This window comes from Streptococcus sp. 11273D007BT, from assembly GCF_053547195.1.
The window spans coordinates 1,872,091-1,892,790 of the sequence record NZ_JBPWPE010000001.1 but is presented as its reverse complement, the minus strand read 5'-3'; the positions used below and the strand labels follow the sequence as shown (position 1 = coordinate 1,892,790).

Annotated in this window: 19 protein-coding genes; 18 read left to right on the top strand and 1 reads right to left on the bottom strand. The window is 39.5% G+C overall.

The features are described from left to right. The first annotated feature begins 27 nt into the window (after positions 1–27). The 10 genes from ACEE75_RS09490 to ACEE75_RS09445 all read left to right on the top strand — a co-directional run bounded on the left by ACEE75_RS09490 (position 28) and on the right by ACEE75_RS09445 (position 10,144). Positions 28–654, top strand: coding sequence for a CPBP family intramembrane glutamic endopeptidase (locus tag ACEE75_RS09490; RefSeq protein ID WP_354367715.1), 627 nt, complete (start codon positions 28–30; stop codon positions 652–654). A 126-nt stretch (positions 655–780) separates the two neighbouring features. After that, a complete protein-coding gene (locus ACEE75_RS09485; protein WP_447575556.1) occupies positions 781–1,248 on the top strand; it encodes an HIT family protein in 468 nt (155 codons plus the stop codon). Continuing rightward, positions 1,245–2,117 (top strand): 16S rRNA (adenine(1518)-N(6)/adenine(1519)-N(6))-dimethyltransferase RsmA, encoded by an 873-nt coding sequence (gene rsmA, locus ACEE75_RS09480; RefSeq protein WP_447575555.1) that lies wholly within the window; start codon positions 1,245–1,247, stop codon positions 2,115–2,117. The genes ACEE75_RS09485 and rsmA overlap by 4 nt, the downstream gene beginning before the upstream one ends. An 84-nt stretch (positions 2,118–2,201) precedes the next feature. Next, on the top strand, positions 2,202–3,074 hold the full coding sequence (gene rsgA / locus ACEE75_RS09475) for a ribosome small subunit-dependent GTPase A (protein WP_354367709.1): 873 nt from the start codon (positions 2,202–2,204) through the stop codon (positions 3,072–3,074). A gap of 6 nt (positions 3,075–3,080) precedes the next feature. Beyond that, on the top strand, positions 3,081–3,740 hold the full coding sequence (rpe, locus tag ACEE75_RS09470) for a ribulose-phosphate 3-epimerase (protein ID WP_447575554.1): 660 nt from the start codon (positions 3,081–3,083) through the stop codon (positions 3,738–3,740). Further along, positions 3,700–4,368: a thiamine diphosphokinase gene (locus ACEE75_RS09465; RefSeq protein ID WP_447575553.1), complete on the top strand. Its 669-nt coding sequence runs from the start codon at positions 3,700–3,702 to the stop codon at positions 4,366–4,368. Before rpe ends, ACEE75_RS09465 begins: the two co-directional genes overlap by 41 nt. Position 4,369: 1 nt before the next feature. Beyond that, positions 4,370–5,623 carry a DNA recombination protein RmuC gene (locus ACEE75_RS09460; protein WP_354367703.1) on the top strand — a complete coding sequence of 418 codons (1,254 nt, stop codon included), beginning with the start codon at positions 4,370–4,372 and terminating at the stop codon, positions 5,621–5,623. Then, positions 5,613–6,557 (top strand): 3'-5' exoribonuclease YhaM family protein, encoded by a 945-nt coding sequence (locus ACEE75_RS09455; RefSeq protein WP_354367701.1) that lies wholly within the window; start codon positions 5,613–5,615, stop codon positions 6,555–6,557. Before ACEE75_RS09460 ends, ACEE75_RS09455 begins: the two co-directional genes overlap by 11 nt. A gap of 92 nt (positions 6,558–6,649) precedes the next feature. Continuing rightward, positions 6,650–7,465 (top strand): pur operon repressor, encoded by an 816-nt coding sequence (purR, locus tag ACEE75_RS09450; RefSeq protein WP_447575552.1) that lies wholly within the window; start codon positions 6,650–6,652, stop codon positions 7,463–7,465. 84 nt (positions 7,466–7,549) lie between these two features. Continuing rightward, complete coding sequence (locus tag ACEE75_RS09445) at positions 7,550–10,144, top strand: SEC10/PgrA surface exclusion domain-containing protein (RefSeq protein ID WP_447575551.1); 2,595 nt, start codon at positions 7,550–7,552, stop codon at positions 10,142–10,144. A 133-nt stretch (positions 10,145–10,277) separates the two neighbouring features. Here the strand turns inward: ACEE75_RS09445 and ACEE75_RS09440 are convergent, their stop codons facing one another. Further along, positions 10,278–11,231 carry an IS30 family transposase gene (locus ACEE75_RS09440; RefSeq protein WP_172054378.1) on the bottom strand — a complete coding sequence of 318 codons (954 nt, stop codon included), beginning with the start codon at positions 11,229–11,231 and terminating at the stop codon, positions 10,278–10,280. A 473-nt stretch (positions 11,232–11,704) separates the two neighbouring features. On the opposite strand from ACEE75_RS09440, the gene rpsL reads away from it, so the two are divergent. The 8 genes from rpsL to glnA all read left to right on the top strand — a co-directional run bounded on the left by rpsL (position 11,705) and on the right by glnA (position 20,514). Next, positions 11,705–12,118 carry a 30S ribosomal protein S12 gene (gene rpsL, locus ACEE75_RS09435; protein ID WP_009854984.1) on the top strand — a complete coding sequence of 138 codons (414 nt, stop codon included), beginning with the start codon at positions 11,705–11,707 and terminating at the stop codon, positions 12,116–12,118. Positions 12,119–12,139: 21 nt separating this feature from the next. Then, positions 12,140–12,610: a 30S ribosomal protein S7 gene (gene rpsG, locus ACEE75_RS09430; protein WP_354367695.1), complete on the top strand. Its 471-nt coding sequence runs from the start codon at positions 12,140–12,142 to the stop codon at positions 12,608–12,610. Between the two features lie 324 nt (positions 12,611–12,934). Further along, the gene (gene fusA, locus ACEE75_RS09425; protein WP_354367693.1) at positions 12,935–15,016 is read left to right on the top strand and encodes an elongation factor G; all 2,082 of its coding nucleotides are present in this window, start codon (positions 12,935–12,937) and stop codon (positions 15,014–15,016) included. Between the two features lie 214 nt (positions 15,017–15,230). Then, positions 15,231–16,241, top strand: a complete 1,011-nt coding sequence (gap, locus tag ACEE75_RS09420) for a type I glyceraldehyde-3-phosphate dehydrogenase (RefSeq protein WP_354367691.1) — start codon at positions 15,231–15,233, stop codon at positions 16,239–16,241. A 129-nt stretch (positions 16,242–16,370) separates the two neighbouring features. Continuing rightward, positions 16,371–17,570, top strand: a complete 1,200-nt coding sequence (locus ACEE75_RS09415; protein ID WP_449164924.1) for a phosphoglycerate kinase — start codon at positions 16,371–16,373, stop codon at positions 17,568–17,570. Between the two features lie 569 nt (positions 17,571–18,139). Continuing rightward, complete coding sequence (locus ACEE75_RS09410) at positions 18,140–18,661, top strand: FUSC family protein (RefSeq protein ID WP_447575307.1); 522 nt, start codon at positions 18,140–18,142, stop codon at positions 18,659–18,661. Between the two features lie 83 nt (positions 18,662–18,744). Next, a complete protein-coding gene (locus tag ACEE75_RS09405; RefSeq protein WP_447575308.1) occupies positions 18,745–19,104 on the top strand; it encodes a MerR family transcriptional regulator in 360 nt (119 codons plus the stop codon). A gap of 63 nt (positions 19,105–19,167) precedes the next feature. Continuing rightward, complete coding sequence (gene glnA, locus ACEE75_RS09400) at positions 19,168–20,514, top strand: type I glutamate--ammonia ligase (protein WP_447575309.1); 1,347 nt, start codon at positions 19,168–19,170, stop codon at positions 20,512–20,514. Positions 20,515–20,700 lie beyond the last annotated feature (186 nt).

Sequence of the window (20,700 nt, the reverse complement as noted above, 5' to 3'; positions counted from 1 at the left end):
AGGTAAGATAAATATAAGGAGATTACAATGAAGGTTGTGAAACAATTATTACTAGCTTTTTTTGTGTTATTATTGTCGTCTGATATACGCAACACACTAGTTTCTTTGATACTGGGAAATAGTATAGAAAATCTCTCTCAGATGACATTAGGGCAAGGTATATTATTGATTCTATTATTTTCTACTTTGTTTCTGATACTGTTGTTTATTGGTCGCAAAGGACAATGGTTGAATTGGGATGATAGCTTATTTTCTAAAGAAAATGTAAAATGGTTAATATACACTATCTGTGGAGCATCACTGGCTTATGCATCATTCATATTTATATTTCATGATAGTCAGGAAGTTCTTCCTCTGAACTCGATTGATTTTTGGCTCGGTATTGGATCAATGATTTTAATTGCTCCTATGGCAGAGGAGATGGTTTTTCGTGGCATATTGCCAAAAGTTATTTTTTCTCAACATCTAAAATTGAGTCTTTTGATAACGGGTTTTCTATTTATATTACCACATTACCCAGATAGCCTTGTATCTTGGCTTGATTACGGCATATCTGCACTCCTGTTATCTTATTTATATTATAAAACCCGTAGAGTAGAGTTAACTATTATTTTACACATTTTTATGAATGCTTTGGTAATCATTTTTGGTTAGGGTATTTTTTTATTGATGAAGAAAAGTATTTGATACTAAAAAAAGAAATTTGAGATTACAGCCACTATGAGAAACTTAAGTGTTGTTTCACGATTGAGTGAGATGGCCGTGTGATTGGAGAATTTTATGTGTCTTATCTGTGAAAGGATTGAATGGATTAAGCAAAATGAAAATCCGTATTTTGTAAAAGAACTTGAGACAGGGTATGTCGTTATTGGGGATCACCAACATTTTAAAGGGTATACTTTATTTTTGTGCAAGGAGCACGTCACTGAATTGCATGATTTACCTCCTCTTTTTCGAAATCAACATTTATCCGAGATGGCGGACGTATCGGAACTTGTTAGTGAAGCTTTTTTTGCTGATAAAATAAATATTGAGAGTCTAGGGAATGGAGATAGTCATCTACATTGGCATATTTTTCCAAGAAAATCTGGTGATTTAGGCGATTACGGTCGTAATGGTAAAGGGCCAGTTTGGTGGTTGCCATTTGATGAAATGTATGCAGATGAAAAGTGTGTGAAGGGACAAGAGCTAGAAAAGTTGAAAAAATGTCTATTAGCAGAGTTTGAAAATAGGAAGCAAAATAAATGAGAATTGCAGACAAAAACGTTACTCGTGCCGTCCTTGAGCGCCACGGGTTTACCTTTAAGAAATCCTTCGGTCAGAACTTTTTGACTGATACCAATATTTTACAGAAGATTGTGGACACGGCAGAGATTGACCAGGATGTCAATGTCATCGAGATTGGGCCTGGAATCGGAGCCTTGACCGAGTTTTTGGCGGAGAGTGCCGCTGAGGTCATGGCCTTTGAGATTGATGACCGTCTGATTCCGATTTTGGCGGATACCTTGGGCCGCTTTGACAATGTGACCGTGGTCAACCAAGATATCCTCAAGACCGATTTGCAGACCCAGATTCAGAATTTCAAGAATCCTGACCTGCCCATCAAGGTCGTGGCCAACCTGCCTTACTACATCACTACCCCTATTCTCATGCACCTGATTGAGAGTAAGATTCCCTTCAGCGAGTTTGTGGTCATGATGCAGCGGGAGGTGGCCGACCGCATTTCTGCCGAGCCAAACACCAAGGCCTACGGTAGTCTGTCCATCGCGGTTCAGTACTACATGACTGCCAAGGTGGCCTTCATCGTACCTCGTACCGTATTTGTGCCTGCGCCAAATGTGGATTCAGCGATTTTAAAGATGACACGCCTTGATAGCCCTGCGGTAGCTGTTCAGGATGAGGACTTCTTTTTCAAGGTTGCTAAAGCCAGCTTTGTTCACCGTCGTAAGACCCTCTGGAACAACTTGACCAATGCTTTTGGAAAGTCTGATGAGGTTAAAGCTAAGCTAGAACTTGCCTTGGAAAAAGCAGAGCTAACTGCAAATTTACGTGGTGAAGCCTTATCACTTGAGGACTTTGCGAGATTGTCAGATGCTTTGAAAGAAGCAGGATTATAAAGAAATAAGAAAGGCAAACCTATCTGGGTTTTGTCCTTTTTCTTTTTTTGATATAATAGGGATATTAAGTATTAAGGAGTTCATTTGCGAGGAAGAATTATCAAATCCCTAGCAGGATTTTATTACGTTGAAGCGGACGGTCACGTTTATCAGACCAGGGCGCGTGGCAATTTTAGAAAAAAAGGTCAAACACCTTATGTGGGGGACTGGGTTGAGTTTTCAGCAGAAGACCATTCAGAAGGCTATGTGTTAGCGATTGAAGAGCGTCAAAATAGCTTAGTGAGACCACCAATTGTGAATATCGATCAAGCAGTGGTCATCATGTCGGCTAAGGAGCCTGATTTTAATGCGAATCTTTTAGATCGTTTTCTGGTGCTTTTGGAGCATAAGCGGATTGAGCCGATTATTTATGTTTCAAAGCTTGATTTATTGGAGGATCAAGCAGAGCTAGACCAGTTGCGTCGTGTTTATCAAGAGATTGGTTATGAGGTATGTTACAACTTAGAGGAGCTCTTACCATTATTAAAAGATCGTGTAACAGTTTTTATGGGACAAACAGGGGTTGGGAAATCAACCTTACTAAATAAAATTGCCCCAGAGTTAGCTTTAGAAACAGGTGAGATTTCAGATAGTCTTGGACGTGGCCGTCATACGACGCGAGCAGTGAGTTTATACACTGTTCATGGGGGGAAAATTGCAGACACCCCAGGTTTTTCTTCCTTAGACTATGAAGTCACAAAGAGTGAGGACTTAAATCAGGCCTTTAGAGAACTAGCGCGTCTAACCCCACAATGTAAGTTCAGATCGTGTACCCATACCCATGAGCCTAATTGTGCAGTCAAGCAGGCGCTTGAGCAGGGAGAGATTTTTCAAGGACGCTATGAAAATTACTTACAACTACTCAGTGAAATTGAAAATCGTCGTGAAACATATAAGAAAACAGTCAAAAGAAAGTAGGTTATTATGTCACAATTTAAGATTGCCCCATCTATTTTAGCAGCAGATTATGCTAATTTTGCGACAGAGTTGAAGCGTGTTGAAGCAAGTGGTGCCGAATATGTTCATATTGACATCATGGATGGTCAATTTGTACCAAATATCAGCTTTGGTGCAGGTGTGGTCGCTGCTATGCGTAAACATAGTAAGTTGATTTTTGATTGTCATTTGATGGTAGTAGATCCTGAGCGTTATGTGGAGGAATTTGCTCAAGCAGGTGCTGATATTATGACCATTCATGTGGAAGCAACCACCCATATTCATGGTGCCCTTCAAAAGATTAAGTCTTGTGGGATGCAAGCAGGTGTCGTGATTAACCCAGGAACTCCTGTTGAGGCTTTGATACCTGTTTTGGATTTGGTTGATCAGGTTTTGATTATGACAGTTAACCCAGGATTTGGAGGGCAAGCCTTTATTCCTGAGATGGTCGAAAAGATTAAAAGAGTTGCCCAACTGCGTCAAGAAAAAGGTTTAGACTTTGATATTGAAGTGGATGGTGGGATTGATGATAAGAGCATCAAAGCAACAAAAGATGCAGGAGCTAACGTCTTTGTAGCAGGTTCTTATGCCTTTAATGGAGATTTAAATGAACGTGTGGCAACACTCAAAAAAGCAATTGAAGCCTAAAACGGTTGCTGTTTTTGCCTCTGGTGACATCACAGGAGCTTGTTTTGATTTTGATTATATTGTAGGGGTGGACCGAGCTTGTCTATATCTCTTAGATAAGGGTCTGCCACTTGATTTGGCTGTGGGAGATTTTGATTCCGTATCAACCTCAGAAAAAGCCTTGATCGTTAAAAAAGCTCAAAGAGTCTGTCAAGCCCAGCCTGAAAAAAATGATACAGATACAGAGCTAGCTTTAAAAGAGGTCTTTCGTCAGTATCCAGAAGCATGTGTAACAGTTTTTGGTGCCTTTGGTGGACGTTTGGACCACGCTTTGTCTAACCTCTTTATGCCTAGCGATCCTGAACTTTCCCCCTTTATGCGTCAGCTTTTTTTAAGAGATCAGCAAAATCATATCAGTTACTATCCTAAAGGGAGTCATCTGATTATGCCAGAGCCACAGCTACCCTATGTTGCCTTTATGACAAGTGGTGAGGGGGATTTGGAGATTTTAGGTGCCAAATACCCCTTAGTTTCTTCGAATTATTTTAAGAAGAAGATTTATACCAGTAATGAATTTTTAGATGATCCCATAAAAGTGACCGTAGAAGATGACTATGTTGTAGTGATAAGGAGTAGAGATAGGAGGTAGCATGTTATATCTGATTTTGATCATCATAGTAATCCTTTTGCTATATTTGATTTGGAAGCAAGCAGATGACCAACGAAGACAAGTACAATTTCAAGAAGAAGAAGCGGATCGCTTATCCGATCAACTGTCTTACCAGTTAGAAGTCGCCAATAAAAATTTGCTTCTTGAGCAAAGTAAGCAACTACAGGAATTACAAAGGGATCTTTATCAACAGCTATTGTCTATTCGAGAAACCTTAGGGCAACACTTAACGGAGCATCGTGATCGCTCAGATCAACGCTTGGAAATGATGACCAAACAGTTGACCGACGCAGTCAGATTGATGCAAGACTCTAATGAAAAGCGTTTGGAAGAGATGCGGGTGACTGTAGAGGAAAAGCTGGATAAAACATTACACAGCCGTTTACAAGCTTCCTTTGCAACGGTTTCTCAGCAATTAGAAAGTGTCAATCAAGGTCTGGGTGAGATGAAGACGGTGGCGCGTGATGTGGGGACTTTAAATAAGGTTCTGTCCAATACCAAAACCAGAGGGATTTTGGGGGAATTACAATTAGGACAAATCATTGAAGATATTATGAGCCCTAGTCAGTATGAGGTGGAAGTCCCAACTGTTTCAGGCTCTAGAGAGCGTGTGGAGTATGCCATTAAACTCCCAGGACAAAGCCAAGGGCAGACCATATATTTGCCGATTGATTCAAAATTTCCTTTAGAGGATTATTATCGCTTAGAAGATGCCTATGAAAGAGGTCAAAAGGAAGAAATCGAGCTGCACCGAAAAATGCTTTTGGCGGCTATCAAACGTTTTGCTAAAGATATCAATAAAAAATACCTTAATCCTCCTGAAACAACCAATTTTGGAATTATGTTTTTACCGACAGAAGGACTATATGCGGAGGTCGTCAGACATCCTGCTTTCTTTGATAGTTTGCGTCGGGATGATCGTATCGTGATTGCGGGTCCGTCCACCTTATCAGCTTTATTAAATTCCTTGTCTGTTGGCTTTAAGACCTTGAGTTTGCAGCGTTCAGCTAATGATATTGGACGTGCTCTAGGTCAGATTAAAACCGAGTTTGGTAAATTTGAAGGTCTTCTAACGAAAACGCAGACCCAATTAAACCGTGCGAGTCAAAATATCGATAGTCTTTTATCGACACGAACCAAGGCCATATTACGTAGCTTGGATCGTCTTGAGCAAGTAGAGCAAGATGATTCTTTCTTACCAAATCTAGAAATTGAGGAAAACCATGAAAATTAACCAGATGAAAAAAGACCAACTTTTTGAAGGCTATTACCTTATTAAGTCGGCGGAAGTACGAAAAACTAGAGCAGGTAAGGATTATATCGCGTTTACCTTTCAAGATGACACAGGAGAAATCAATGGAAACCTATGGGACGCACAAGCTCACAATGTGGAAAAATTTATAGCAGGTAAAGTTATCTTTATGAAGGGCCGACGAGAGGTCTATAATGGGATGCCTCAAGTGAACCAAATCACCTTGAGACTAGTTCATGAGGGAGAACCTTCCGATCCTAAAGATTTTAAAGAAAAATCACCTGTTAACCTTGATGATATTAAAGAATATCTTGATCAGATGATTTTTAAGATTGAAAATGCCACTTGGCAACGGATTGTGCGTGCGCTTTATCGTAAGTTTGGAAAGGAGTTTTACACCTATCCAGCAGCTAAAACAAACCATCATGCTTTTGAAAATGGCTTATCTTACCACACTGCTACGATGGTGCGTTTGGCAGATGCGATTGGAGACATTTATCCAGACCTCAATAAGAGCTTATTATTTGCAGGCATTATGTTGCATGACTTAGCCAAGGTGATTGAGTTGACTGGGCCAGAAAATACAGAATATACTGTACGCGGTAACCTGATTGGCCATATTTCCTTAATCAATGAGGAAATTACCAAAGTTATCACAGAGCTAGATATCCCTGATGATAAAGAAGAAGTTATTGTGCTTCGCCATCTGATTTTAAGCCACCATGGACAGCTGGAATATGGTAGCCCAGTACGTCCTATGATTATGGAGGCTGAGATTCTTCATATGATTGATAATATTGATGCGGAAATGATGATGATGCAGACAGCACTTAGCCGTGTATCCGAGGGAGAAATGACGAATCGTGTCTTTGCTTTGGACAATCGTTCCTTCTACAAACCAAAATATCATCAGTAAAAAACCAAGAAAAACGAACATGAGGGGACTTAATGTTCGTTTTTTACTTATATTATGATATAATAGCAGAAAATAAATTTCTGGAGAACTGTATGAAATTAAGAAGAAGTGAGCGTATGGTGGTCATCTCTAACTACCTCATCAATCATCCTTATCAATTAACAAGCTTAAATGTATTTGCTGAAAAATATGAAACAGCTAAGTCGTCCATCTCAGAAGATATCTCTATTATTAAAAAAGCCTTTGAAGAAGCTCATATTGGTGAAATTGAAACAGTGACAGGAGCTAGTGGAGGAGTTCTCTTTACACCTACCATTTCTAAAGAAGAGGCATATCAAGTCGCTTCAGATTTACGTGATCGTCTATCTGAAAGTGATCGTATCTTACCTGGAGGATACATTTACTTATCAGATTTATTAAGTACACCACACATTCTTAATCAAGTAGGGCGTATCATTGCTTCACATTTTAAGGAAAAAAAGATAGATGCAGTGATGACTGTAGCTACCAAGGGTGTTCCTTTAGCTAATGCGGTAGCAAATGTTTTAAATGTACCATTTGTTATTGTTCGTCGCGATTTAAAAATAACAGAGGGATCGACCGTCAGTGTGAACTATGCTAGTGGTTCGAGTGACCGCATTGAAAAGATGTTTTTATCAAAACGCAGTCTAAAGCCTAACAGTAATGTCTTGATTGTAGATGATTTCTTAAAAGGTGGCGGGACGATTACAGGAATGGTCAGTCTATTATCTGAATTTGATAGCCACTTAGTCGGTGTTGCGGTATTTGCAGAAAACCGGCAGGAAGAAAAGGATTTGGTGGACTATAAATCTCTTCTTAGTGTGGCTGAATTAGATACAAAAAATAAATTTATTCGCGTTGAATTAGGGAATTTATTTGAACTGTAACAATTTTGTAAAAGAGATAGGATTGTCCCTCTCTCTTTTTTATGATAAAATTCTAATTGTTTATAGATATAATGAGGTATAAAAATGAACATAGAAAATCAATCAATTGATAATAAAAAAACGAATAAATTAACAACGACTTTGGCAACGACATCTGCAACACTTGCTGTTCTAGGTGCAAGTGGGCTTAACCAGACTGTTCACGCAGAGGATGTAGAAACAGCCACTCAAGTGACAACAACTACAGAGGAGACAACGACACAGTCAACCCCAACCATCGAAGAGGCTACTGTAGCAGTTGCCGATGCTGAAAAAGAAGTAGCCACAGCTAATGACGCGGCACAGCAAGCTACTCAAGCTGCTACCGAGCAAGATGCGGTAGTAGCAGACTTGACTGAGCAAGTGGCTGAAGCAGAGACAGCTGTGACAGCAGCAGAAAGTGCCGTAGCAGAGGCAGAAATCATCGCTTCAGAATCTAGTCCTGAAGTTATCTCTGAAACTCAAGATAAAATCCAAGCAATTACTTCTGAGTTAGAAACGGCCACTACAGCTTCAGAGGTAGCAGGTCAAGCTGTACAAGAAAAAGAAGCCGAGGCAGCAGCGGCTAATACGGCATTACAGGAATCTAAGGATGCCGTTAGCGAGAGCGAAAAAACCATTGCTACTTTATCAGAAGCCGTTCAATCCCCTGAAAAATTAGCCGAAGAAAAGGCAGGTAGTGAGGCTAAGGTAGCGAGTCTTGAAAAAGAAGTTGCAACTGCTGATAAAGAACTTGAAGCCGCAAAGGCAACCGCTTCAACAGCAATTTCAACAGAATTGACGCAAGCTAAGACAGAGTTGTCAGAAAAAGAAGCAGAATTGAGTCAACTTCAAACTGCTACAACAGAAGTGAAGTCTGTTACAGGTGGAAATACTCTAGTAGTGCCTGCTAACTATGCTACACAGCTTTCCAATATTCGCAATTATAGTTCCATCTCTGCTGCCGCTAAGAATGAATTGATTCAAATTGGTAAGGCGGCGGCAGCTGCAAATGGTGTTGTGGGTGATGGTTTTGTTGGCTCTAGTACAGCTTATAAGACCATTGCAGAGGACACAACACGCTTAGTTGATGTCAATAACATCAGCCACGAAGTTCAAGTTGAATTGACTCAATTTGTTGTTGAGTTACTCAATCCCGTACGCGCAGCCTTTAATTTATCACCTCTAACTATTACAGAATCCTCAATGGCATTTGCTGAAAGTGTTTCTGCAGCCTATGTTAGCAAGCATTCTCGTATTCAATATGAAAATGGCGCTCATGATACTACCATTTTAAATCAAGAAGCAAGTAAAGCAGGTTTAACCGCTTCTTGGTATGAAAATATGGGAACAACTTGGTTGTCTAGTCATACGACAACGGTAGATGCTCTAAAGAGTAAGATCTATTATCAATTGATTTACATGCTCTTTACAGATGCTAGCTCAAACTTTGGTCACACTCGTACCTTCTTGAAAGGTGATAGTGGAGAGGCGGCCTATATTGGTGTAGGAATTAATGGTTTGGGTGCAACAGGTGTTTCTACTGCCTTTACACAACATTATTTAGTTGTTAAAGAAAGCGAGATTCAATCATCAGGTTTCTCTCGAACACCAATTGTGGCAACAAAATCAACTGTTGATGAAACTAAGATTTCTCAGGTCCGTCAAGAAATCAGTAATCTTAAAGCTAAAATTTCAGACTTACAATCTAAACAATCCAATATTTCAACCTACTCAACGGTAGTGGCTGCGCAAAATAAAGTTGACACTCTATCTGCTCAATTATCTAGCGAAAAAGCGACTTTATCAACTTTAACTACTCAGCTAACTACAGCTACTCAGTCTGTAGCGGCTAATCAAGCTGCTCTAGAACTAGAAGAGAAACGCCTAGCAGAATTACAAGCTGTTGTAGTAACGGCTCAAAATAATTTTGATACGGTTAAATCTGAACTAGGAGATTTGATTGTGGCAAAAGGTGCAGCTGATTACAAAGTGAATACTTTAAGTGAAGAGTTAGCTGCAACCAAAGAGTTATTAGCGAAGTATCAAAATGAAAACTTATTAGCAGAGAGTCAAGAACAATTAGCGGCAGCTATTGAAACGTTAGAAACTCTGACATCTCAATTGGCTTTAGCAATTGAAGAACAAGAAACCTTAGCGAATCAACTAAAAGAAGCCAATACACAGCTTGAAGCGAAACAAGCTACATTAGTAGCTGCTCAAAAAGTCTTGCTAGCACTACAAAAAGAGCAATTAGCAAAACAAGAGTCTGTGATTCCGACAGAGCAAGACGGAGTGATTACAGAAGTTGTTCTTCCTCAGAAGCCTGTTAATACGACAGGTCTCAAACCTGTTGATACAGTGTCGAACGAACAAGTCAATATCCCAGTAAGTGAACAAGTGGCTCAGTTAGAGCAGAAAAATCGTGTTGAGAAGGCTAGTCGTAACGTCTTGTCACAGACAGCACAGAAACGTCCTGCTTCACCAAGCGTAGTAATGTCTAATTCTGTGGTATCTAATGGGACAAAAGCCTTAGATAAGACAAATAACACACTTCCGACAACAGGAGAGGCAACTTATGGTTCTGCTAGTCTTCTTGGATTTGGTATGTTAAGTGCAGCAGCTTTAGCTAGTTATAAACGTAAAAAAGATGAGAGATAAGGCGAGATAGAATCTTTTTTTGCCCAAGAACTTCAAAAGTTAGGATAAGTCTAACTTTTGAAGTTTTTTATTTATTCGATTATACTTGCTAGGTCTGCAGTCATCCATTGATTTCCCAAATTTCAAGTTGAAGTTAGCCACCCAAAAGAAATTCACTTGGCGACTTGTAGTCCAAGCATTTTTTAGGGTAGTTATTAATCCAATTTTCGATAAAAGCGACTTCTTTCGGAGTCGTTTTCTTGGTTCCTTTAGGTAACCATCTCCGAATCAATCGATTATGGTTTTCATTTGAACCTCTTTCCCATGAAGAGTAGGGATGTGCATAGTAGATATGTTCCTCAGGAAACACTTCAACCAATCGACTAAATTCCGAACCATTATCTGCAGTTATTGATAAAATATGATACTCAGCTATTAGTAACCTAAGTGCCTGATTGACAGATTCAGCAGTTTTATTTGGAATTAATCTTATGATTTGGTGTCTACTTCGTCGGTCGGTTAAGACTAAAAGACACTGATTTTTCGCTCTGGTTAGTAGAACTGTATCAATTTCATAATGACCGTTTTCCAATCGAAGATTGATGACCTCCGGTCGCTCTTCAATTGATTTACCAGCTGGCTTAAAGTTCGGACTGGCTTGCTTCTTGACAGCTTTCCATTTTCTAGGATAAAGCATATCCGCTTTTGTCAAACCTAAATGACCATTATGAAACCAATAGTAGATAGTTGAAATACCAACTTTCACTTGCTTCTTCTTAACCATCATTTCAGGCGAAAATTTTTGCTTATGATAGTGTAAAATCTTCTCTTTCATTTCTTTCGTTAGGATTATCTTTTTAACCGACCGTTTTCGATTGGATTGGTAAACAGTTTGTGCATAATCAGCAGAATAAACTTTCTTGTAGACCCCTTTTCGCACTTGTTGTAAGGTTGTCCCACGCTTGATTTCATTATGAATTGTTTGAGGAGCCTTTCCAAGCAAGCCTGCAATTTCACGATTGGACTTATTTTCAAGTTTCCACCGCTCAATCAAGCGACGGTTATCTATTGTCAAATGTTTCCCTTTTGGTGTATAATACTTTTGCATCTCTGTGCCTTTCCTTGTGTTTGTGGTGAACAACAAGTATAGCACAGAGGTGTTTTCTTATACCTTACATCAGATTTCATTTGACAACAGGAACCCTTGAAGCTGTTTTTTCAGCTAAACCAAGGCTATGATTAGCCTTGGGCACCTAGCCTAACAGCTTCAAGCCTGTTATCAAATGAAATCATCAACTTACTCAAACATAGTGAAACATCTAATTCTTGACTAAGGTAAGGTGGCTAACTTCATTATAGAACTTTCGTCATCCATTGATTTCTTCCTTAAATCTATTTTTTAGAAAAAAGAATTGACGTGAATGAGGATATATGTTATTATATTTAACGGTACTTTTTACTTTTGGTCTCTCAAAAGTGTACAGAGACGTGCTGACAATTGTTGCAAAAGTACACACAGATATGGGCGGTCACCACGTGCCATGTCAACCAAAAATAAAAAATTTTACAGGAGAAATGTAGATGCCTACAATTAACCAGTTGGTTCGTAAACCACGTAAATCTAAAGTAGAAAAATCTAAATCACCAGCCTTGAACGTTGGTTACAACAGCCACAAAAAAGTTCAAACTAACGTATCTTCACCACAAAAACGTGGTGTAGCAACTCGTGTTGGTACAATGACACCTAAAAAACCTAACTCAGCCCTTCGTAAATTCGCTCGTGTACGTTTGAGCAACCTTATCGAAGTTACTGCGTATATCCCAGGTATCGGACACAACTTGCAAGAACACAGTGTGGTTCTTATCCGTGGTGGACGTGTAAAAGACCTTCCAGGGGTACGTTACCACATCGTCCGTGGTGCACTTGATACTGCAGGTGTAGCTGATCGTAAACAAGGCCGTTCTAAATACGGTGCTAAACGTCCTAAAGGATAATAAGAAGGGGGATAAGAAAAAATGAGTCGTAAAAATCAAGCGCCAAAACGCGAAGTATTACCAGATCCAATCTACAACTCAAAACTTGTAACACGTCTTATCAACCGTGTTATGCTTGATGGTAAACGTGGTACAGCAGCAAGCATCGTTTACGGTGCCTTTGATCAAATCAAAGAAGCTACAGGTACTGACGCACTTGAAGTATTTGAGACAGCTATGGAAAACATCATGCCAGTTCTTGAAGTACGTGCCCGTCGTGTCGGTGGTTCTAACTACCAAGTCCCAGTTGAAGTTCGTCCAGAGCGTCGTACGACACTTGGTCTTCGTTGGTTGGTAAACATCTCACGTGCCCGTGGTGAGCACACTATGGTTGATCGTCTTGCAAAAGAAATCATGGATGCAGCAAACAACACAGGTGCAGCTGTTAAAAAACGTGAAGATACTCACAAAATGGCAGAAGCAAACCGCGCGTTCGCACACTTCCGCTGGTAAGATTAAGATACGAGGGCGTCAAGCAACTCCTAGACAAAATAGGGAAGCGAAGCAGATTGCTGTGCAATCAATGAGGTTCATCTTTTTGTCAGTGAGTTGTAGCCCGAGTTCAATTAGGATGTGAGGACGTTAAGTCAGTTCTACATAAATCAATTGAGATTATGGTAGCAACTTATCGTCCAATCATCACAAATAGGATTGAGGCTTACCTCATCTAATTTACACCATGAGTAAGAAATCAAGCGGGTGGGATTAACCCACTCGCTTTTCTTAATAATATGGTATAATAATAAAGTAAAATAAAAAATTATAGGAGAAAACCAAATGGCTCGCGAATTTTCACTAGAAAAAACTCGTAACATCGGTATCATGGCTCACGTTGATGCTGGTAAAACAACAACAACGGAACGTATCCTTTACTACACTGGTAAAATCCATAAAATCGGTGAAACTCACGAAGGTGCTTCACAAATGGACTGGATGGAGCAAGAGCAAGAACGTGGTATCACTATCACTTCTGCTGCGACAACAGCACAATGGAATGATCACCGTGTTAACATCATTGACACACCAGGACACGTGGACTTCACTATCGAAGTACAACGTTCACTCCGCGTTCTTGATGGTGCCGTGACTGTTCTTGATTCACAATCAGGTGTAGAACCACAAACTGAAACAGTATGGCGTCAAGCGACTGAATACGGTGTTCCACGTATCGTATTTGCTAACAAAATGGATAAAATCGGTGCAGACTTCCTTTACTCAGTAAGCACACTTCATGACCGTCTTCAAGCAAATGCACACCCAATTCAATTGCCAATCGGTGCAGAAGATGATTTCCGTGGTATCATCGACCTTATCAAGATGAAAGCTGAAATCTATACTAACGACCTTGGTACAGATATTCTTGAAGAAGATATTCCAGCAGATTACCTTGAGCAAGCTGAAGAATATCGTGAAAAATTAGTTGAAGCAGTTGCTGAAACTGATGAAGATTTGATGATGAAATACCTTGAAGGTGAAGAAATCACTGAAGAAGAATTGAAAGCTGCTATCCGTAAAGCAACTATCAACGTTGAATTCTTCCCAGTATTATGTGGTTCAGCTTTTAAAAACAAAGGTGTTCAATTGATGCTTGATGCAGTTATTGATTACCTTCCAAGTCCAGTTGATATTCCAGCGATTAAAGGGATTAACCCAGATACAGATGAAGAAGAAACTCGTCCAGCATCTGATGATGAGCCGTTTGCAGCGCTTGCCTTCAAGATCATGACTGACCCATTCGTAGGTCGTTTGACATTCTTCCGTGTTTATTCTGGTGTTCTTCAATCAGGTTCATACGTTATGAATACCTCTAAAGGTAAACGTGAGCGTATCGGACGTATCCTTCAAATGCACGCAAACAGCCGTCAAGAAATTGACACAGTTTACGCAGGGGATATCGCAGCTGCTGTTGGTTTGAAAGATACAACTACAGGTGACTCATTAACTGATGAAAAAGCAAAAGTTATTCTTGAGTCAATCAACGTTCCAGAACCAGTTATCCAATTGATGGTTGAGCCTAAGTCTAAAGCTGACCAAGATAAAATGGGTATCGCCCTTCAAAAACTTGCTGAAGAAGATCCAACATTCCGCGTTGAAACAAACGTTGAAACTGGTGAAACAGTTATCTCAGGTATGGGTGAGCTTCACCTTGATGTCCTTGTTGACCGTATGCGTCGTGAATTTAAAGTTGAAGCAAACGTAGGTGCTCCTCAAGTATCTTACCGTGAAACATTCCGCGCTTCAACTCAAGCACGTGGATTCTTCAAACGTCAATCAGGTGGTAAAGGTCAATTCGGTGATGTATGGATTGAATTTACACCAAACGAAGAAGGTAAAGGATTCGAGTTTGAAAATGCCATCGTCGGTGGTGTGGTTCCTCGTGAATTTGTACCAGCAGTTGAAAAAGGTTTGATCGAAACTATGGCTAACGGTGTTCTTGCAGGATATCCAATGGTTGATGTTAAAGCTAAACTTTATGATGGATCATACCACGATGTTGACTCATCTGAAACTGCCTTCAAGATCGCAGCATCTCTTGCTCTTAAAGAAGCGGCTAAGACTGCACAACCTGCTATCCTTGAGCCAATGATGTTGGTTACTGTAACAGTTCCAGAAGAAAACCTTGGAGATGTTATGGGACACGTTACAGCTCGTCGTGGACGTGTTGATGGTATGGAAGCACATGGTAACAGCCAAATCGTTCGTGCTTACGTTCCACTTGCTGAAATGTTTGGTTATGCAACTGTTCTTCGTTCTGCAACTCAAGGACGTGGTACATTCATGATGGTATTTGACCACTATGAAGATGTTCCTAAATCAGTTCAAGAAGAAATCATTAAGAAAAATGGTGGAGAAGCATAAGAGCTTCCAATCTAAAAATATACAAGCGTCTGGAAACAGGCGCTTTTATATTTTTAGAAAAGGGTAAAATCGTTTGCAATTTTATGGAAATAGTTATATAATAAATACGTTGAAGGATTAATTTGTAACCATCCAAGTTAATCTTTTCACAAAGACTTAAGGGCTTGCCCTTTACAATAATTTTTATTTGATTTTCATAAGGAGGAAATCACTAATGGTAGTTAAAGTTGGTATTAACGGTTTCGGACGTATCGGTCGTCTTGCTTTCCGCCGTATCCAAAACGTAGAAGGTGTTGAAGTAGCACGCATCAACGACCTTACAGATCCTAACATGCTTGCACACTTGTTGAAATACGACACAACTCAAGGTCGTTTCGACGGTAGCGTTGAAGTTAAAGAAGGTGGATTCGAAGTTAACGGTAAATTCGTTAAAGTTTCTGCAGAGCGCGAACCAGCAAACATTGATTGGGCTACTGACGGTGTAGAAATCGTTCTTGAAGCAACTGGATTCTTTGCTTCTAAAGCTGCAGCTGAACAACACATCCATGAAAATGGTGCTAAAAAAGTTGTTATCACTGCACCTGGTGGAAACGATGTTAAAACAATCGTTTACAACACTAACCACGAAATCCTTGATGGTACTGAAACAGTTATCTCAGGTGCTTCATGTACTACAAACTGTTTGGCACCAATGGCTAAAGCTCTTCAAGACAACTTCGGTGTTGTTGAAGGTTTGATGACAACTATCCACGCTTACACTGGTGACCAAATGATCCTTGACGGACCACACCGTGGTGGTGACCTTCGTCGTGCGCGCGCTGGTGCTGCAAACATCGTTCCTAACTCAACTGGTGCTGCTAAAGCTATCGGTCTTGTTATCCCAGAATTGAACGGTAAACTTGACGGTGCTGCACAACGCGTACCTACTCCAACAGGTTCTGTAACTGAATTGGTTGCTGTTCTTGAGAAAAACGTAACTGTTGATGAAATCAATGCTGCTATGAAAGCTGCTGCTAACGATTCATATGGTTACACTGAAGACCAAATCGTATCTTCAGATATCGTAGGTATCTCATACGGTTCATTGTTTGACGCAACTCAAACTAAAGTTCTTGACGTTGACGGTAAACAATTGGTTAAAGTTGTTTCATGGTACGACAACGAAATGTCATACACTTCACAACTTGTACGTACTCTTGAGTACTTTGCAAAAATCGCTAAATAATTTTATTTAGTATCAAAAGAGGCTTAGGCCTCTTTTTTTGTTATGAAAACAGACAGTTAGAAGCTATCGCTTTTACAATTTTTGTGATATAATTAACCTGTATAAAAAATTTTTTAAGGAGTCTAACAAATGGCTAAATTGACTGTTAAAGACGTTGATTTGAAAGGGAAAAAAGTTCTTGTCCGTGTTGACTTTAACGTTCCTTTGAAAGATGGCGTTATCACTAACGACAACCGTATCACTGCGGCTCTTCCTACAATCAAGTACATCCTTGAGCAAGGTGGACGTGCGATTCTTTTCTCTCACCTTGGGCGTGTAAAAGAAGAAGCTGATAAAGAAGGTAAATCATTGGCTCCTGTAGCAGCTGACTTGGCAGCTAAATTGAGTCAAGATGTTGCTTTCATCGCTGGTGCTACTCGTGGCGCTGAATTGGAAGCAGCTATCAATGCTTTGGAAGATGGACAAGTTCTCCTTGTTGAAAACACTCGTTTCGAAGATGTTGATGGTAAGAAAGAATCTAAAAACGATCCAGAACTTGGTAAGTACTGGGCTTCACTTGGAGATGGCATCTTCGTTAACGATGCATTTGGTACTGCACACCGTGCACACGCATCAAACGTTGGTATCTCAGCAAACGTAGAAAAAGCAGTAGCTGGTTTCCTTTTGGAAAACGAAATTGCTTACATCCAAGAAGCTGTTGAAACTCCAGAGCGTCCATTCGTAGCAATCCTTGGTGGTTCAAAAGTATCTGATAAGATCGGTGTTATCGAAAACCTTCTTGAAAAAGCTGATAAAGTTCTTATCGGTGGTGGTATGACTTACACATTCTACAAAGCTCAAGGTATCGAAATCGGTAACTCACTTGTAGAAGAAGACAAGCTTGATGTGGCAAAAGCACTTCTTGAAAAGGCTAACGGTAAATTGATCTTGCCAGTTGACTCAAAAGAAGCAAACGCATTTGCTGGCTATACTGAAGTTCGCGATACAGAAGGCGAAGCAGTTTCAGAAGGCTTCCTTGGTCTTGATATCGGTCCTAAGTCAATCGCTAAGTTTGACGAAGCCTTGACTGGTGCGAAAACAGTTGTTTGGAACGGACCTATGGGTGTATTTGAAAACCCAGACTTCCAAGCTGGTACAATCGGTGTGATGGACGCTATCGTGAAACAACCAGGCGTAAAATCAATCATCGGTGGTGGTGACTCAGCAGCAGCAGCTATCAACCTTGGCCGTGCAGACAAGTTTTCATGGATCTCAACAGGTGGTGGTGCTTCAATGGAACTCCTAGAAGGTAAAGTACTTCCAGGTCTTGCAGCTCTTACTGAAAAGTAAAAATTACGACGAAAAGAGTTGGGTTACCAACTTCTTTTCTAGTGCAAAAGCTAAAATGCAACGGATTTCCGTTGCATTTTGTGCATCATGTAGAGTTTTTACGATATTGGGCGAGTTAGAAAGTCTAGCAAGGTGAAAAAATACTAGACCTTGCTACATTAACTGGAAAAATAAATTTTGTATCTACTGCTTCTGTAAAATCTTGATTTTTTAGAAAAAGGATGGTTTTCCCATCCTTTTTTGATTATTTAGAAGGGAAGAAGCGGTATATTTAATCAGATTCTGCTTGGTTGATTTAAGTCTAGAAATTATTGTAGGCCTCTCTAGAAGTGGACAACAGAGCGCACATATTTAGTTTTAGACAGATAGTGTCAATGTTTGAGTAGGAGAGATTATGTGTGTCTAGTTAGTTGCACTTATCTATGATTTCAACCCAATTACCTTTTTTAAGAAATCATTTGAGAGCTGGTTGTCAGACTAGGTAGTCTAGAGGGGAATGGAGTTATTTTTTGTCAAAGTTATTTGAATTTGAATGCCTCAAAACTCTAACTTCGTGTTACAATAAAATTATGTTTAAGAATAATCGATTTGATCCTAAGAAGTTTAAATTAGGAATGCGGACCACCAAGACAGGACTAGCTGTTTTCTTGGTATTGTTGTTATTTGGTTTATTAGGCTGGGAAGGTTTGCAGATTGGAGCGTTGACGGCTGTTTTTAGCTTAAGAGAAGACTTTGATAAGAGTGTTTCTTTTGGGGCGTCTCGTATTTTGGGAAACGCAATTGGTGGGGCATTGGCTCTTGTTTTTTTTGTCATCAATAGCTATTTTTCAGGGGCATTTTGGGTGACCTTGTTCTTAGTCCCTATTTTAACCATGTTAACTATTATGTTTAATGTGGCTTTTAACAATAAAGCGGGGATTATTGGCGGAGTATCTGCCTTGTTGATTATCACTTTATCTATTCCTTCCCATGATACTATTTTATATGTTTTTGCGCGGATTTTTGAAACTTTTGTAGGTGTCTTTATTGCCATTATGGTGAATTCTGATATTGATCGCTACAAACAAATGGTTAAAAATAGAAAAAAATAAATATATGTTAGAAAAACTAACATAAGGGCTTGACATGTCAAAATTTTCAGAATATAATAGCTACTAAGAGAAAGGAGTTTGTCATGAAAGAAAAAGAATTGAGACGTTCAATGGCAGTTTTCCCAATGGGCTCTGTTATGAAATTGACCGATTTGTCTGCTAGGCAGATCCGCTATTATGAAGATCAAGGCTTACTAACACCAGATCGGAGTTCGGGCAATCGTCGGCTTTATTCTTTGAATGATATGGATCTTCTTCTCGAAATCAAAGATTTTTTAGATGAAGGGCTTAACATAGCAGCGATAAAAAAAGAGTATGCGGATCGTGAAATACGATCTCAGAAAAAACAACATGCTCTTACCGATGAGGATGTGCGACGTATTTTACATGATGAGTTGCGTAATCAAGGACGCTTTTCTAGTCCAACTAGTATTTTTCGTTAATTTTCGTATAGTAATATACGGGATATAAATTTTATTTTTTCTAAAATTCAAAGGAGACCACTTATGGCAATCACAGCAGCTGATATCAAACGCGATATTAAAGAGAAAAATGTTACCTTTCTTCGTTTAATGTTTACAGATATTCTAGGAATTATGAAGAATGTTGAAATTCCAGCGACTGATGAGCAAATCGATAAGGTGCTGTCAAATAAAGCAATGTTTGATGGATCATCTATTGAAGGATTTGTACGTATCAATGAGTCAGATATGTATCTCTATCCAGATCTTGATACTTGGACAATCTTTCCATGGGGTGATGAAAATGGTCGTGTAGCGGGATTAATTTGTGATATTTATACAACAGAAGGTGAGCCATTTGCTGGTGATCCACGAGGGAACTTGAAAAAAGCTCTTCGTCATATGGAAGAGGTTGGTTTTAAATCGTTCAACTTGGGACCTGAGCCAGAATTTTTCCTTTTCAAAATGGATGAACAAGGTAACCCAACTCTAGAAGTAAACGATAAAGGTGGCTATTTTGACCTTGCTCCAACTGACCTTGCAGATAACACGCGTCGTGAGATTGTTAATGTATTGACTGAGATGGGATTTGAAGTAGAAGCGAGTCATCATGAGGTTGCTATTGGTCAACATGAGATTGACTTTAAGTATGCGGATGTTTTGAAGGCTTGTGATAATATCCAAATCTTTAAATTGGTTGTTAAGACAATTGCACGTAAACATGGACTATATGCTACTTTTATGGCAAAACCTAAGTTTGGTATCAATGGATCTGGTATGCACTGTAACATGTCTCTTTTTGACAAAGATGGAAACAATGCTTTCTTTGATCCAGAAGATCCAAAAGGGATGCAATTATCAGAAACAGCTTACTATTTCCTTGGTGGCTTGATGAAACATGCTTATAGTTACACTGCTATTATGAACCCAACAGTTAACTCATATAAGCGTTTGGTACCAGGTTACGAAGCTCCAGTTTATATCGCTTGGGCAGGTAAAAACCGTTCACCATTGATTCGCGTTCCTGCTTCACGTGGTATGGGAACACGTCTAGAGTTACGTTCAGTGGACCCAACTGCTAATCCATATCTTGCTCTAGCTGTTCTTCTTGAATCAGGACTTGATGGTATTGAAAATAAAATTGAGGCTCCAGCTCCAGTTGAATCAAACATTTATGTAATGACTGAAGCTGAACGTAAAGAGGCAGGAATTGCTGATTTACCATCAACACTTCACAACGCTATTAAGGCACTTCAAGAAGATGAGGTTGTAACAGAGGCGCTAGGTACTCATATTACGACAAACTTTGTAGAAGCTAAGAAGATCGAATGGGCAAGCTATGCTACTTTTGTTTCACAATGGGAAGTTGATAACTACTTGGATCTGTATTAAAATAGCTAGATATCATCTATTGGGAGTGTGGAAATCCAACAATACAAGGTTGGCCTTCCCCCTCTCTTTCTTTTTTAGGAATTTATAGAATATTCAGATTTTATTTAAAGAATAAAGATGATATAATGTAGAAATAATTATAATGATTATTGATAGAAGTGTCTTAAACACAAGGTTTTATAAGGA

Bases quoted from the DNA above. Each gene is read 5' to 3' on its own strand.
- purR (WP_447575552.1), top strand. From the start codon at position 6,650: ATGAAATTAAGAAGAAGTGAGCGTATGGTGGTCATCTCTAACTACCTC.
- ACEE75_RS09485 (WP_447575556.1), top strand. From the start codon at position 781: ATGTGTCTTATCTGTGAAAGGATTGAATGGATTAAGCAAAATGAAAAT.
- ACEE75_RS09460 (WP_354367703.1), top strand. From the start codon at position 4,370: ATGTTATATCTGATTTTGATCATCATAGTAATCCTTTTGCTATATTTG.
- rpsG (WP_354367695.1), top strand. From the start codon at position 12,140: ATGAGTCGTAAAAATCAAGCGCCAAAACGCGAAGTATTACCAGATCCA.
- fusA (WP_354367693.1), top strand. From the start codon at position 12,935: ATGGCTCGCGAATTTTCACTAGAAAAAACTCGTAACATCGGTATCATG.
- glnA (WP_447575309.1), top strand. From the start codon at position 19,168: ATGGCAATCACAGCAGCTGATATCAAACGCGATATTAAAGAGAAAAAT.
- ACEE75_RS09490 (WP_354367715.1), top strand. From the start codon at position 28: ATGAAGGTTGTGAAACAATTATTACTAGCTTTTTTTGTGTTATTATTG.
- rpe (WP_447575554.1), top strand. From the start codon at position 3,081: ATGTCACAATTTAAGATTGCCCCATCTATTTTAGCAGCAGATTATGCT.
- ACEE75_RS09445 (WP_447575551.1), top strand. From the start codon at position 7,550: ATGAACATAGAAAATCAATCAATTGATAATAAAAAAACGAATAAATTA.
- ACEE75_RS09440 (WP_172054378.1), bottom strand. From the start codon at position 11,231: ATGCAAAAGTATTATACACCAAAAGGGAAACATTTGACAATAGATAAC.
- ACEE75_RS09415 (WP_449164924.1), top strand. From the start codon at position 16,371: ATGGCTAAATTGACTGTTAAAGACGTTGATTTGAAAGGGAAAAAAGTT.
- rsmA (WP_447575555.1), top strand. From the start codon at position 1,245: ATGAGAATTGCAGACAAAAACGTTACTCGTGCCGTCCTTGAGCGCCAC.
- ACEE75_RS09465 (WP_447575553.1), top strand. From the start codon at position 3,700: ATGAACGTGTGGCAACACTCAAAAAAGCAATTGAAGCCTAAAACGGTT.
- ACEE75_RS09410 (WP_447575307.1), top strand. From the start codon at position 18,140: ATGTTTAAGAATAATCGATTTGATCCTAAGAAGTTTAAATTAGGAATG.
- ACEE75_RS09455 (WP_354367701.1), top strand. From the start codon at position 5,613: ATGAAAATTAACCAGATGAAAAAAGACCAACTTTTTGAAGGCTATTAC.
- ACEE75_RS09405 (WP_447575308.1), top strand. From the start codon at position 18,745: ATGAAAGAAAAAGAATTGAGACGTTCAATGGCAGTTTTCCCAATGGGC.
- gap (WP_354367691.1), top strand. From the start codon at position 15,231: ATGGTAGTTAAAGTTGGTATTAACGGTTTCGGACGTATCGGTCGTCTT.
- rpsL (WP_009854984.1), top strand. From the start codon at position 11,705: ATGCCTACAATTAACCAGTTGGTTCGTAAACCACGTAAATCTAAAGTA.